At 69.0% G+C, this 12,986-nt stretch carries 15 protein-coding genes; 13 read left to right on the top strand and 2 right to left on the bottom strand.

Annotated features, from left to right (window positions below; all coding sequences use genetic code 11):
- Window positions 1-139: 139 nt before the first annotated feature.
- The 10 genes from ACWGDE_RS07020 to ACWGDE_RS06975 all read left to right on the top strand — a co-directional run bounded on the left by ACWGDE_RS07020 (window position 140) and on the right by ACWGDE_RS06975 (window position 8,520).
- Window positions 140-1,132: a thymidylate synthase gene (locus ACWGDE_RS07020; protein ID WP_453387951.1), complete on the top strand. Its 993-nt coding sequence runs from the start codon at window positions 140-142 to the stop codon at window positions 1,130-1,132.
- A gap of 14 nt (window positions 1,133-1,146) precedes the next feature.
- The gene (locus ACWGDE_RS07015; RefSeq protein ID WP_453387950.1) at window positions 1,147-1,893 is read left to right on the top strand and encodes a class I SAM-dependent methyltransferase; all 747 of its coding nucleotides are present in this window, start codon (window positions 1,147-1,149) and stop codon (window positions 1,891-1,893) included.
- Entirely contained in the window at window positions 1,890-2,405 is a 516-nt protein-coding gene (locus tag ACWGDE_RS07010) for a nucleoside 2-deoxyribosyltransferase (RefSeq protein WP_453387949.1), read from the top strand. The genes ACWGDE_RS07015 and ACWGDE_RS07010 overlap by 4 nt, the downstream gene beginning before the upstream one ends.
- Before the next feature lie 318 nt (window positions 2,406-2,723).
- On the top strand, window positions 2,724-3,602 hold the full coding sequence (locus ACWGDE_RS07005; protein ID WP_453387948.1) for a GNAT family N-acetyltransferase: 879 nt from the start codon (window positions 2,724-2,726) through the stop codon (window positions 3,600-3,602).
- A 167-nt stretch (window positions 3,603-3,769) separates the two neighbouring features.
- On the top strand, window positions 3,770-4,294 hold the full coding sequence (locus ACWGDE_RS07000; protein WP_453387947.1) for a VOC family protein: 525 nt from the start codon (window positions 3,770-3,772) through the stop codon (window positions 4,292-4,294).
- A gap of 322 nt (window positions 4,295-4,616) precedes the next feature.
- Entirely contained in the window at window positions 4,617-5,189 is a 573-nt protein-coding gene (locus ACWGDE_RS06995) for a dihydrofolate reductase family protein (protein WP_453387946.1), read from the top strand.
- 304 nt (window positions 5,190-5,493) lie between these two features.
- The gene (locus tag ACWGDE_RS06990; protein WP_453387945.1) at window positions 5,494-6,942 is read left to right on the top strand and encodes a vanadium-dependent haloperoxidase; all 1,449 of its coding nucleotides are present in this window, start codon (window positions 5,494-5,496) and stop codon (window positions 6,940-6,942) included.
- A gap of 228 nt (window positions 6,943-7,170) precedes the next feature.
- Window positions 7,171-7,740: a DM13 domain-containing protein gene (locus ACWGDE_RS06985; protein WP_453387944.1), complete on the top strand. Its 570-nt coding sequence runs from the start codon at window positions 7,171-7,173 to the stop codon at window positions 7,738-7,740.
- Window positions 7,741-7,822: 82 nt separating this feature from the next.
- Complete coding sequence (locus ACWGDE_RS06980; protein ID WP_453387943.1) at window positions 7,823-8,131, top strand: ArsR/SmtB family transcription factor; 309 nt, start codon at window positions 7,823-7,825, stop codon at window positions 8,129-8,131.
- Window positions 8,128-8,520, top strand: coding sequence for a VOC family protein (locus ACWGDE_RS06975; protein ID WP_453387942.1), 393 nt, complete (start codon window positions 8,128-8,130; stop codon window positions 8,518-8,520). Before ACWGDE_RS06980 ends, ACWGDE_RS06975 begins: the two co-directional genes overlap by 4 nt.
- Window positions 8,521-8,662: 142 nt before the next feature.
- On the opposite strand, the gene ACWGDE_RS06970 is transcribed toward ACWGDE_RS06975, so the two are convergent.
- Window positions 8,663-9,058 (bottom strand): hypothetical protein, encoded by a 396-nt coding sequence (locus tag ACWGDE_RS06970; RefSeq protein WP_453387941.1) that lies wholly within the window; start codon window positions 9,056-9,058, stop codon window positions 8,663-8,665.
- Between the two features lie 597 nt (window positions 9,059-9,655).
- Here ACWGDE_RS06970 and ACWGDE_RS06965 point away from each other — a divergent pair.
- Window positions 9,656-10,987: an erythromycin esterase family protein gene (locus ACWGDE_RS06965; protein WP_453387940.1), complete on the top strand. Its 1,332-nt coding sequence runs from the start codon at window positions 9,656-9,658 to the stop codon at window positions 10,985-10,987.
- Between the two features lie 207 nt (window positions 10,988-11,194).
- Window positions 11,195-11,389 (top strand): CsbD family protein, encoded by a 195-nt coding sequence (locus tag ACWGDE_RS06960; RefSeq protein WP_453387939.1) that lies wholly within the window; start codon window positions 11,195-11,197, stop codon window positions 11,387-11,389.
- 229 nt (window positions 11,390-11,618) lie between these two features.
- On the opposite strand, the gene ACWGDE_RS06955 is transcribed toward ACWGDE_RS06960, so the two are convergent.
- On the bottom strand, window positions 11,619-11,951 hold the full coding sequence (locus ACWGDE_RS06955; RefSeq protein WP_453387938.1) for a DUF3040 domain-containing protein: 333 nt from the start codon (window positions 11,949-11,951) through the stop codon (window positions 11,619-11,621).
- A gap of 361 nt (window positions 11,952-12,312) precedes the next feature.
- Here ACWGDE_RS06955 and ACWGDE_RS06950 point away from each other — a divergent pair, with 361 nt between their 5' ends.
- Entirely contained in the window at window positions 12,313-12,783 is a 471-nt protein-coding gene (locus ACWGDE_RS06950; protein WP_453387937.1) for a universal stress protein, read from the top strand.
- The last annotated feature ends 203 nt before the right edge of the window (window positions 12,784-12,986 follow it).

Genomic DNA, 12,986 nt, shown 5'->3' with positions numbered 1-12,986 from the left:
GCCTACCGCCTCTGACCTGGGATTCCTTCGCTCATCCGACATGAATCCCACATTTCGGGGCGAAGGATGGCAGCTCCCTCGCCCAGTACGTTCCGACTGAAGTGGATCACCAGCAGCAGAGGCAGCAGAGAGCGACCCCGTGGACTTCGAAACCTTTCACCACGCCTATCCGCACATGCTGCGGTGGCTGATCGACGAGCCCGCCTACCGCAACGCACCCCGCGGCTACGCGAGCCGAGAGCAGCTCGGCGTACGCTTCCGGCTCGCGCGGGCGGACCAGCGGGTGCCGTTCGTACCCGCCCGCCGCCTCAACATCGTCTTCAACTTCGCCGAAGCCCTGTGGTACTTGGCGGGCCGGGACGACCTCGATTTCATCGCCTACTACGCCCCCAGCATCCGCAAGTACTCCGCTGACGGCCACCGGCTGACCGGCACCGCGTACGGCCGCGCGCTCTTCGGGGCCGGCGACGGGCGCCCCGACCAGTGGCCCGCCGTCGTCGAGACCCTCCGCGAGGATCCGGACTCCAAGCGGGCCGTCATCCAGATCTACCGGGGCGAGGAACTCCAGGTCCCCGGCAACCCGGACGTCTCCTGCACCCTCGGCCTGCAGTTCCTCCTGCGTGAAGGAGCCCTGCACGGCGTGGGATTCATGCGCGCCAACGACGTCTACCGCGGCATGACCAGCGACGTCTTCTCCTTCACCGTCCTCCAGGAGATGCTCGCCCGCGAACTGGGAGTCTCCCTCGGCTCGTACGTGCACCAGGTCGGCTCCCTGCACCTCTACGATCCCGACCACGCGCGGGCCCTGGAGGTCCTCGCCGATCCGGCCGCCGGCGCGCCGCCGGCCTGGCGCTTCCCCGCGATGCCGGAGGGCGACAACTGGCCCTACGTACGCGAGGTCCTCGCCGTGGAGGAACAACTGCGGCGCGGGCGCCACGTACTCGCCGCCGATCCCGGCTCGCACGGCCTGCCGGACTACTGGACCCACGTCCTGGTCCTCTTCGAGATCCACCGCCGCATCCGGCACGAGGAACACGTCGGCGAAGAGCAGTTGGTCCTCCTGCCAACCATGTACCGGCGCCTGGTCGAAGAGCGCTGGCCGAGCACCGCCCCCGCCCCCGTCGCAGGCTGAAAGGCATCCCGTCCATGATGACCAGCACCCACTGGCAGAAGTCCGTCTCCACCGCCGACGGCTTCGACGCCTACGACGACCTCCCCGAGCGCCTCATCGGCTACCCGGCGGTGTTCCGCGCCCTCGGCATCGGCACCCCCGGCGTACGGACGGTCCTCGACTACGGCTGCGGCCCCGGCAAGGTCGCCACCCGCATCGTCGAGGCCTGTCACGACACCGGGGTCGTGGCGGCCGACATCTCCCCGCGCATGCTGGAGATCGCCCGCGCCCGCCGCCCGCACCCGCGCATCGACTACCGGCAGATCGACAGCGGCAAGCTCACCTTCCTCGCCGACGCCTCGGTCGACGCGGCCATGTCCTGCTACGTCTTCATCAACGTCGCCGAACTCCCCGTCCTCCAGGAGATCGCGGCCGAGGTCCACCGCGTCCTGCGCCCCGGTGCCCGGTACGCCGTCCTCGACACCAACCCGGCCACCACGGGCATCCGCTTCTCCACCTTCCGCAGCGGCGAACCCGGCCGCACCTACGCTCCCGGGGAACGCCGCCAGGTCCTCCTCGACCAGCCCGGCGGCGGCGAGCCGCTGGAGCTCATCGACCACCACTGGCCCCGCGGGACCTACCTGGACGTCCTGACCGACGCGGGCTTCACCGACCTCACCGTCGACGAGCCCCTCCTCACCGACCCCTCGGCCCTGCCCGGTACGGCCCCGGCCGAGACCGCCCATCCGCCGTTCCTCATCGTCACGGGAGTCAAGCAGTGACCACCACAACCGCCACCGCCACCGCGGCCGTTCAGCAGACCCGCAGCGTCTTCCTCGCCGGCCCCTTCAAAGCCCTCGTGGACGCGGACGGCGCCATGAACACCGAGGCCCGTACCCGCTTCGAGACGCTCATCGAGCGCCTGGAAGCGGAGGACTACCACGTCTACAACGCCCACCGCCGCGAGTCCTGGGGCGCGAAGTTCCTCACCCCCGACGAGTGCACCCGCCTGGACTACGACGAGATCTCCGCCTCCACGGTCTTCGTCGCCTTCCCCGGCCACCCCGCCTCCCCGGGCACCCACATCGAGATCGGCTGGGCCTCCGCCCTGGGCAAGCCGATCGTCCTCCTCCTCGAAGAGGGCAAGGACTACGCCTTCCTGGTCCGCGGCCTCCACACCGTCGCCGACGTCACCTACCTCACCATCGGCGACACGGGATCCCTCGCCGACGAGGTCATCACCACCGTGAACCACCTCGCGCGGCGGGCCGAGGAAGCCGGCGCGGGTGCCTGATCGCCCCTGACAGCCGACGACCGTGCCCCGGCCGCGGCCCGGCGACCGGGGCACAACACGGCACTGGACCGGATCGCGTCCGCTCGTTCCTTCGAGTACGTCGGTCGGTGACCCGGTTGTGAGTGGCTGCGGACCCGGGGCGCAGCAGCCCTCGGTTAACCCTTTGTCGGGGAGCCGGGGGACCGGCTACGTTCTCCCAGCCGTCCATGGTGATCCGGACCGGCACTGTCGACGAGGAGGTGTGGAGCACATGCGCAGGAGCGCCCAGCAGTTGAGCCCGCGTACTGACCTTTGCCACCTCCTCACGACGGAGACACCTTGTCGCTCCACATCACCCCACTGACCGACCCCGCACACGGGGCGCACGGCCGACGCCTCGCATGGCTGGCGTCCGACGCCGATGCCAACCCTGTCGGGACGGCCTTTCTGCGCCTGTTCGACGGGGGACAGGCGCACCTGGCCGAACTGACCCTCCACGTCCATCCCGTGGAGCGCCGCAAGGGCGTCGGCTCTCAGCTCCTCGACACCGCCGTGGCCGCCGCCCGGGACAACACCCGGCGCTGCGTCGTTGCGGAGGCCGGGGCCGGATCGCCCGGCGACCACTTCCTGTCGGCCCGCGGCTTCCGCAAGGTACTCACCCTGCGGTACTCCCGCCTGCCCCTGGTCGATGTGGACATCCCCTCCCTGACAGAGATCATTGAGCGTCCGCGTTCCGGCTACCGGCTGGCGTCCTGGCAGGGAACCGTCCCCGACGATCTCGCCCAGACCTTCGCCGACTCGCGTCGCGCCATGGACGACATGCCCATGGAGGACACCGACCACGGCACCACGACCTGGGACGTGGACCGGGTCCGGGCTGCGGCGAAGGCCGTCGAGCGGCGTGGCGACCACTTGCACACCGTCGTCGCCATCGACACCTCCGACGGCTCGATCGCCGGGTTCACCGAACTCGTCGTGCCCGGCGCCGGCACTGGTGATGCCCAGCACTACGGCACCGGAGTGCTGCCTGAGCACCGCGGACACGGCCTCGGCCGCTGGATGAAGGCCGAGTCGATCCGACAGGCCCACGGGCGCTATCCAGACCTCGGCGGTCTCCTGACCGACTCGGCCGACAGCAACACGCACATGCGACACATCAGCGACAGCCTCGGTTACCTGCCCACGCACACGACACTGCGGTACCAGCTCGACCTGTAGGGACGAGCGGAGGGACCGGACGTGGGTATCCCCTCGTCCGGGACCAAGGGGGGCGCTGGCAGTTGACGAGGATGGTGCCGGTTTCGTGCGTGATCTAGGTCAGTATCCGTCCTAGTTGGGTTCTAGAGTCGTCACATCACGAAGAGCCGCAGAAGGGGACGAGAACGATGACTCACACTGCACCCGAGGGCTACACCAGCGTTGCGCCATGGGTGGTCACCGACGACACCGGCGCACTGCTCGACTTCGTCACCGCCGCGTTCGACGGCGAAGAGCTCGCACGGGTGGCGGTCGAGGACGGCACCATCGGTCACGGCGAGATCCGCGTCGGCGACACGGTCGTGCTGGCCTTCGACCGCCGGCCGGACTGGCCGGCGATGCCCTCGCTGCTGCGGGTCTACGTACCGGACGCGGACGCGGCCGTGGAGGCCGCGGTCATGCATGGGGCTCAAGTGATCACCGAGATCGCCGACAGTGCGTGGGGGGATCGCGGCGGCCGGGTGCGGGATCCCTTCGGCAACATCTGGTGGGTGATGAGCCGGGTCGAGGACGTCGCACCGGACCGGGCCTGGGAGCGCATGTCCGAGCCGAAGTACGCCGAAGCGATGCGCGTGGCCCAGGAGACTCTGGACGCTGCGCTGAGTGGCCGGGCGTCGGGGGTGGCAAGCGCGCCGCAGCGCCCGACCCGCTGAGACCAGCTTCCCACTCGACTGCAGGTGGCGGAGGTTGGGAGTCGTCCGCGGCGCGCAGGCGTGACGAAGCTCTTGGCAGGCAGGTTCCCGGCTGAGAGCATCCGTGCCGCCGGCAGCTTCGTGTGGCTGGAGGCAGCACGTGCGGCGAGCGCGAGTGGACCTTGGCGGTCGGACCGTAGGAAAGGGATTCGGAGACGACCGATGAGTTTCTCCGTGATCGGCAGTCAGAGATCATGACTGGTGTGCGGCAGCCGCGAATGCGGTCCGCTCGCTCACCGGCCGTATCTGCCGAGAACCGGACACGAGACACCGAGGAACCACGATGCGTACCCTGATCAGCACCGCTTTCATCTCCCTCGACGGCGTAGTGGAGGGCCCGGGAGGCGAGCCCGGTTACCGGAACTCCGGGTGGACCTTCAAGGACATCGAGTTCCTGCCCGAGGCGTTCGAGATCAAGGGCCGGGAGCAGAAGGAGGCCTCCGCGATCCTGCTCGGCCGGACCAGCTACGAGGCGTTCAGCCCGGTCTGGCCCGACATGGAGGACTTCGCCGACTACAAGGTGATGCCGAAGTACGTGGTCTCCACCACCCTCACCGAGGACGACCTGGTCGACAACTGGGGCGAGACGACGATCCTGCGTTCCCTGGACGAGGTCGCCGCGCTGAAGGAGACCGAGGGCGGCCCGATCATCGTCCACGGCAGCGCCACCCTGAACCAGGCCCTCTCGGACGCCGGCCTGATCGACCGCTACCACCTGCTCGTCTTCCCGCTCCTGCTCGGCGCGGGCAAGCGCCTGTTCAGCGCCACGGACAAGGACACGCAGAAGCTGAAGCTCGTCGAGCACGAGGCCTACGCCAACGGCCTGCAGAAGAACGTCTTCGACGTCATCCGCTGACCAGGCGTCTCGCGGCCACCTCCCGGACCGTGTGCGGTTCCACGCTGCCGGTGTTGTACGCGGTCAGCGTGCCGTGGGCCCTGAGCCGACCGCCTCCACCACCGCGGGCGTTGACCCACGTTCCCGGCGTGGCCCTGTCGCCCCGCCGGTCGGGTGGGGGCGGTTTCGCGCCCTCCGCCTGTGCGGGACCGGCCAATCCGCGGAAGCGTTCCGTTTTCTACAAGCATTCACACGCCCCTCGGGTCATGATCACGCCGCCATCTCCGTGGTGATCAACACACCAGTGATCAGGGGGAGTCGAGCCATGCCCGAGAACACCCGCACCACCCGACGACGCACCACGCTCTGGCGGCGGGCGCTGGCGGCCGGTGTCGTCCTGGCGGCGACCGGATCCGTCCTCGCCGCGGCCCCGCAGCCCGCCCACGCGGCGCTGCCGGCGCAGTCGATATCCGATCCGGTGCACTACTGGAACGACGTGCTGCAGAACGTCTTCCGCCGAGTGGGCGGCGGGCCCGTCCCGATGGCCCGGGCGGCGGCGATGATGAACGGGGCGATCTACGACGCGGAGTCCTCGTACCAGCTGAAGTGGAAGGGCAAGATCACCTCGGAGCCGTACATCCACGCCGAGAACTACGTGGGCTGGGTCGAGGGGCCGGACGAGGAGGAGCGCGTCATCGGCCGGACCGCGTACAACATCCTCCTCGGGCTCTACGGCAACAAGCAGAGCCGGTACGCGGACCAGACGTCCTACCTCGACTCCCGCTTCCGCGAGCGGTTCGGCACCGAGCCCACCGCCGGCGACTTCCTCGACATCTCCGTGGTCGCCGGCATGGTCAAGCAGATGACGGACGCCCGTACCGGAGACGGCTCCGACAACCCGCAGGTCTACGTGGGGGACAACAAGCCGGGCGCCTGGCGACCGACGAGCTACCCGGACATGGCCGACGCCTCCTGTGACGAGGACAGCGACGCGATCAACCCGTTCTACGGCCAGGTCAAGCCGTTCTCGCTGACCTCCGGCTCCCAGTTCCGTCCCACCACCCTGACCCAGTACGGCTCGTACGAGGCCCTGGTGGCGAGCGACGAGTACAAGAGGCAGGTCGAGGCGGTCCGGACGGCAGGCGCCGACAAGCCCACGGCGGCCACCCCTGTGATCAACCGGACCCCGGACCAGCTCGCCGCCGCCTGGTTCTGGGCCAACGACAACAACGGCACCTACAAGCCGCCGGGGCACATGCTCCAGGCCACCCGCGAGGTCGCCAAGGCCCGCGGCCTCGGGGTCTACGCGAACGCCCGCCTCTTCGCCCTCGTGTCCCTCGCCATGGCCGACACCGGGATCGCGGTCCGCGACGCCAAGTTCGCCACCCCCATCGATCTGTGGCGGCCCGTCTCCGCGATCCGTGAGGGCGGCCTCGACCCGCAGTGGAAGCCGCTGCTGAAGAGCCCGACGGGCGTCAACGTCAGCCCTTGCTTCCCCGCGTACGTCTCCGGCCACGCCTCCTTCGGCGGCGCCTGGGCCGGGGTCATGAAGCGCTACTTCGGCAGCGACAACATCTCCTTCGACCTGACCACCGACGAACCGCAGTCCCCGGTCAAGACCCGCCACTTCACCAGTTTCAGCGCCGCCGGCAAGGAGGACGCCGACAGCCGCATCTGGCTCGGCGTGCACTACCCGTGGGACGCCGCCGACGGTCTCGTCCTGGGCGACAAGGTCGCGAACCAGGTCTTCACCACCAAGCTCCGCGCTCTGTGACATGAGGGGAGGGCGGGGGTCGTGCGCCCCCGCCCTGCCGGCTGCGGCGCGACTCTCTGCCAGAGGCGCTGGTCGCGAGGCAGGGGTCAGGGGCTCGGGGCTCGGGGCTCGGGGCCCGGGGCTCGGACGTAAGGATTTCGTCATCAGGCCAGACCTGGTGACGCTCCGATCCGTTCGCGTTGAATACGAGCGACGACGGACGGACGAGGAGAGGCAAGGACAGTGACAGTGACTGAGGCGAAGCGGCGCGGCCGGCTGTGGGCCGGGGTGCTCGTCGCGGCAACACTGGTGCTGGGCCTCGGCCTGTACTGGTTCCAGCCGTGGAAGCTGTGGCAGGACGCGACCGTCCACGAGGCCCTCCCCGCGGCGGCCCCGTCCGCCCCCGAGCCGGGTTCGTCGGCCCCGCCCACCGCCCCGAGCGCGCGGCCGAGCTCCCCGGCGGGCCCGCAGACCGTGGCCCAGGGCACGCTGATCAGCCACGAGCACAGCACGACGGGAACGGTGAAGCTGATCCGGCTCCCGGACGGCTCCCGCACCCTGCGCCTGGAGAACCTCGACACCAGCAACGGCCCGGACCTCCGCGTCTGGCTCACCGACGCCCCGGTGAAGGAGGGCCCGGCGGGCTGGACGGTCTTCGACGACGGCAAGTACGTGAGCCTGGGCAAGCTCAAGGGGAACAAGGGCGACCAGAACTACGAGATCCCGGCCGACGTGAACCTGGCCGACTACAGCAGCGTCACCATCTGGTGCGACCGCTTCGACGTCTCCTTCGGGGCGGCCCCCCTGGCCCGGACCTGAGCCCACCCACCGTACTCACCGGTCCCGAAGCCTCGTGTGCGTCGACTTGATAGGCAAGTGAACGCTTGCCTATGCTGTTGTGGTGGCCGACGATCTCTTCAAAGCCCTGGCCGACCCCACCCGTCGCACCATCCTCGACGAGCTCACGGAGAAGTCGGGGCAGACGCTGTTCGAGATCTGCTCGCGACTGAGCATGAAGCATCAGCTCGGGATCTCGCGGCAGGCGGTCTCCCAGCACCTCGCGGTGCTGGAAGGTGCCGGACTCGTCGAGACCAGGCGGGAGGGTCGCTACAAGTTCCACGACCTGAACACGACTCCGCTGCGGCAGATCACCGAGCGATGGCCCGGTACCGGCGCACCGGGACCGGGACCGGAGGAGAGCACCCCATGAAGATCCACCTGACCAGCGTCTTCGTCGACGACCAGGCCAAGGCCGAGCACTTTTACACCGAGGTCCTGGGCTTCGTGAAGAAGCACGACGTCCCTTTGGGAGAGACGGACCGGTGGCTGACCGTCGTCTCGCCCGAGGAGCCCGGCGGCACCGAACTCCTCCTGGAGCCCGCCGGCCATCCGGCTGCCAAGACCTACCGTGACGCGCTCGTCGAGGACGGCATTCCGCTCGCCCAGTTCGCCGTCGACGACGTGGAAGCCGAGTACGAGCGCCTGCGCGGCCTCGGTGTCCGCTTCACACAGGAGCCCCTGGACATGGGACCCGTCACCACCGCGGTCTTCGACGACACGTGCGGCAACCTGATCCAGATCGTGACGCAGCCGCGCTAGGCGGACAGTCGCATGTGAGGCCGGCCGCCGCGGCGACCGGCCTCACTCATCTCGGCCGCCTACGACTGGTCTGCCGGCCGGCGCCGGACAAGTCCCCAAGTTCCACGCGACCGATGGGTTGCCGCCGAAAGCCCTCCCGCACCTACTGACCGGGGCGGGCGCCCCGGATGTGCGCGATCACGTCCGGTGGGCCCAGACCGGCACGGTTGATCCGGCCCCGGCCTCGGATCACGCCCTCTGCGGCGAGTCTTTCCCGCAGTGCGTCGGGTGCCAGGGGGGTCTCGAAGCCCTCGCAGAGGCCGCGCCCCGTATCCGCGTACTCGTAACGGACCGCGTACATCCTGCCCTCGTGATGCCATTCCCGGCGAACCAGCGGTCGCGCGAGGATCGCTTCGAACCACTCTGCCGCTCGGTTCCCCAACTCCGCAGGGCTGCCCGCGGCTTCGAGGACGAACTCGCTCGCGGCCTGCCGGATGGTGAAGTCCTGGTTGTGGAGTTCGCCCCCACGGACGACGGACCCGCCGAAGTGGGCGCCCACCGTCAGAACGCCCTGGTTGCGCTGGGGGTCACCGATGTCCAGATAAGGCGATCAGCTGGCGGAAAGGCTGCTGGCCGGGTCTTCGGCGACCTGTACGACCGCTATGTCGACAGCGAGGTCGAGGAGCCTCCATCCGAACGCATGGCGGCCTGTGTCGCGACGCTTCTTGAGCGGTGGTGTGACAGCACCGAGGGCAAGGAGGACACCTCGCCCTGGTCGACGGGCCCGTTGATCGGCGAGGCCCGAGGTTCGTTGATCTACTTCGGGGGCGCCTTCGCCCGGCGAGGCCCGTCACTTGTTCGGTACCAGCTGCTCGATGAGATCCGTGATGAACGGTTCAATGAACGATCGGGTCGTAAAGGCGATGTCCAAGCAGCCGCAGGCCGAAAAGTCGGGGCGGCCCGATGGGTGCCGTCGTGTGGAGCGGCATCAACACCGAGATGCCCACCGTCCCTGCCGTCGTCAGCGTCGGGGGTTAACCCCCGTATGTCTCGGAGGCAGACCCTATTTCCTGCCCCATGTATTCGAGGTGAAAATGCTCTTGGTAACGGAAAAGCAATGTGAGGAACGAAGTACATGGATAAACGCTGGAAGGGCATGAGCCGACGGGGAATGCTGGCCACGTCAGTGGCGGCGATGGGAGTGGTCCTCATCCCCGTGGTGGTTCACGCGGCACCCGCTGACGGGGCCCAGGCGAAGCAGGGCGAGGTCCGCGCGCTGGAGCGCGCAGCGCACCCCCTGCGCTCGACGGAGCCCGGAGGGAACGCCGCTGACCTGTGCCCTCTGGCCTCGATGATCGGCGACGCCAAGGTGGTCGGCCTGGGTGAGGCCACTCACGGCTCCCATGAGTTCTTCACCATGAAGGATCGGGTCTTCCGCTACCTCGTGGAAAAGAAGGGGTTCACCACTTTCTCCCTCGAAATGAGCTGGCCCGCAGGTCTCCAGATCGACGACCATCTCCAGACCGGCAACGGCGATGTCCGCGAGATCGCCAAGGAGGCGCTGGGCAACTCGCCGTGGGAACGGGAGGAGTTCGTGAACCTCATCGCATGGATGCGGGATTACAATCGCAGCCACCCCGGCCGTACCGTCCACTTCATGGGCAATGACGTCGGCGCACCCAGACTGAGCGACGCGTTCTTCGGCAAGGTGACCGGCTATGTGCAGCGCAATCATCCAGCGGCGCTGCCACAGCTCAACGAGCTCTACGCCGGCCTGCGCCCGATCGACGACGTCTTCGCCTACCTGGCCAAGCCGCTCGAGGAACGCCGGCAGCTCGCCGTGAAGGCCCAGCAGGCACTGGAACTGGTCGGCAGCCACAAGGGATCGGACGCGGATGCCTTCAAGTGGGCCGAACAGCACGCCCGTTCCATCGCCCAGACCACCAAGTTCCTCACGATGGACCTCGCCGACCCCAACTCGGTAGCCACCTCCCAGCGCTTCCGTGACGAGGTGATGGCCCAGAATGTCACCTGGTGGCAGCGGCAGACCGGCGGCAAGGTGCTGCTCTCGGCACACAACGACCATGTCGGCTACGTCGCGAGTGACGCCAAGATGTATCCCAAGACCCAGGGATCCTTCCTGCGCGACACCATGGCCAATGACTACCTCCCGATCGGCTTCACCTTCAACGAGGGCTCCTTCCTGTCGAAGGACGCGGCCCTCGGCGGCGAGTGGAAGAAGTTCACCGTGGGCGCCGCCGGCCCCGGCCGGAACGAGTACACCCTCGACCAGGTGCGTCACCGAAACTTCTACCTCGACGTCCGCAGCGCCCCGGCCGCCGCGCGTGCCTGGCTGGACATACCCCGGCCCACGCTCAACCTCGGCACCCAGTTCCCCGCCGAACCGCACGATGTCGCGCTCGCCAAGTCCTTCGACGTCCTTGTCCACCTGCAGAGCGTCCGGGAGGCCGACACTTTGAGGCCGTGACCGAGGTCCCCTGTTCCACGGTCACCTCGAGGAGACCGTCGCCGCTTCCGTGCGGCGCGTGGACCGACGGAAGTGTGCCGCGGGACCCGGCGCGCGTCGTAGGAATCTTCCTCGCTCGCGTGTAGGCGCGGATTCCGGGGGCAGGCGAGACAGCGGAATACGGCTGCGCTTCGAGATGATCCGCAGATCCGCGAAAGGAGCCGAGCCATGGCTGAGAAGGCCAAGGGAAAGATGGAACAGATCAAGGGCAAGGGTAAAGAGGCCGTCGGCAAGGTCACCGGCAACGACCGGCTGAAGGCCGAAGGCAAGATCGACGAGGTCAAGGGCAAGGCGAAGGAAGCGATGGGCGAGGCCAAGGACCGCGCCCGCGGTGTCGACGATTCCCTGCGCGGCAAGAAGTAGCGGCAGGGCGGCAGCGACCGCCATGCCGACACCGACCGTCTGTGGGGAACCCACCATCCGAACGCGGGCCCAAGCCAACACGAGGGGGCCCGCGTTCGGCATGGGATTGCCGGGGGCAGGCGCCCTCCGGCGTCGTCGCCTTCGATCATCACGACGCGGCCGTGGTCGAGCGGCTGGCGGGGCAGCGCCTTGATGCCCGACTCCCCGCGAGGGCGTCCGCCGGGCCTGGTCAGCCTTTCCTGCGGTGGGCCCTTGCTGTCGTCTTCCTGATGGCCCACTGGTACGCCAGCTGGAGCACGCAGACCGCGGTGAGTACCCATAGACCGGCGAAGGTCCAGAGGAGCGCCGTGCTCCGGGTCGCCACGGCGCGCACGAAGAACGTGGCGCAGGTGATGCCGAGCAGGCAGGTGAAGAACACCGGACGGCGATCGAGGGACCAGGGTCTGATGCCTCCGCGGCTCAGCGTGCGGAGTCTGCGGTCGAGGAGTACGTCGGCGCGCAGTTCGCGCTCGATGACGTCCAGGACGTCGCGTTCGTGCTTGGAGAGCTCCGGGCCGTCCATGGCATCCTCCCGCTAGCGCGTGGCCCGACCGGGGCCGGCGGTCCGCCCGTATGGGCTCCGCGCCGGGCCATGGTGTTGGATCGTGTGGCGTGTCGGGGTACTGGTGCCCATCGCTCACACCTCCCGTGACTCGGTGTCTCTGCGTTCTCCTCTACCCCACCGACGCCGCCTCAGACCTCTCTGCGGGGCCGAAGCGGCCGAGGCGACCGAGGCGGCCTGGCCAGGGGCGCGGATCCCGCTCGGCCCGCACGGGCTACGGGGAGGCGTTGTCCGTCGCTGTTTGGGGGTGGCTCGTTCGGGCAGGCGCCCCGGTGGACGGCTTCCGGGCCGCTCCGACCTGTGACAGAGGAGGGATACGGCCATGGACACGATAGGCCCGACTCCCCGTGTAGTGGTGGGCGTCGATGGCTCACCCGCCTCCTACGAGGCTTTGCGGTGGGCGGTGCGCCACGCGCGCCTGATCGGGGCGACCGTGGACGCGGTGGCGGCCTACGACGTTCCCGGCGCGGTGGGCTGGTCCGCGCCGGCGGTGGACGCCGGCTTCGACGAGGGCTCGGCCCGGCAGGACCTGGCCAACGAGACCCAGAAGGTGCTCGTCGAGGTAGGCGGCGTGCCCCTGGAACAACACCTGGTCCGGGGCGGCGCGGCGGACGCGCTGATCGAAGCCTCTCGCGGCGCAGAGCTGCTGGTCGTGGGCAGCAGGGGTCGGGGAGGCTTCGCCAGCCTGCTGCTGGGCTCGGTCAGCCACCAGTGCGCGACGCACGCGGACTGCCCGGTCGTCATCGTCCGCGCGGACACCGCCGGTGACGGAAACACCGCTGACCGTGCCTGATCCGCGCTGCCGCCCGCTCGCGACGAACTGGACGCACACCATGACGGAGCCCGATACCGGTACACCCACTCATCCCGCCCCTCAGGACCCGGGGGATCCGCATCCGGCGCCTCCCACGCATCCCTGGCCACAAGATCCTCAGGCTCCGCGACCGGCCCCGGACACGGGGCCGGCTCCCGGACCACCGCGGCCGCCTCCACTCC

The organism is Streptomyces sp. NPDC054956 (assembly GCF_053609185.1).
The sequence above is the reverse complement of the archived record's forward strand: the minus strand, read 5'-3'. Positions and strand labels throughout refer to the sequence as shown.

What these genes read in the sequence shown, in the direction of transcription:
- ACWGDE_RS06955 (WP_453387938.1), bottom strand. Translation starts at nt 11,951, where the DNA reads ATGGACGGCCCGGAGCTCTCCAAGCACGAACGCGACGTCCTGGACGTC.
- ACWGDE_RS06975 (WP_453387942.1), top strand. Translation starts at nt 8,128, where the DNA reads ATGAAGATCCACCTGACCAGCGTCTTCGTCGACGACCAGGCCAAGGCC.
- ACWGDE_RS07000 (WP_453387947.1), top strand. Translation starts at nt 3,770, where the DNA reads ATGACTCACACTGCACCCGAGGGCTACACCAGCGTTGCGCCATGGGTG.
- ACWGDE_RS06995 (WP_453387946.1), top strand. Translation starts at nt 4,617, where the DNA reads ATGCGTACCCTGATCAGCACCGCTTTCATCTCCCTCGACGGCGTAGTG.
- ACWGDE_RS06965 (WP_453387940.1), top strand. Translation starts at nt 9,656, where the DNA reads ATGAGCCGACGGGGAATGCTGGCCACGTCAGTGGCGGCGATGGGAGTG.
- ACWGDE_RS06990 (WP_453387945.1), top strand. Translation starts at nt 5,494, where the DNA reads ATGCCCGAGAACACCCGCACCACCCGACGACGCACCACGCTCTGGCGG.
- ACWGDE_RS06960 (WP_453387939.1), top strand. Translation starts at nt 11,195, where the DNA reads ATGGCTGAGAAGGCCAAGGGAAAGATGGAACAGATCAAGGGCAAGGGT.
- ACWGDE_RS07015 (WP_453387950.1), top strand. Translation starts at nt 1,147, where the DNA reads ATGATGACCAGCACCCACTGGCAGAAGTCCGTCTCCACCGCCGACGGC.
- ACWGDE_RS06950 (WP_453387937.1), top strand. Translation starts at nt 12,313, where the DNA reads ATGGACACGATAGGCCCGACTCCCCGTGTAGTGGTGGGCGTCGATGGC.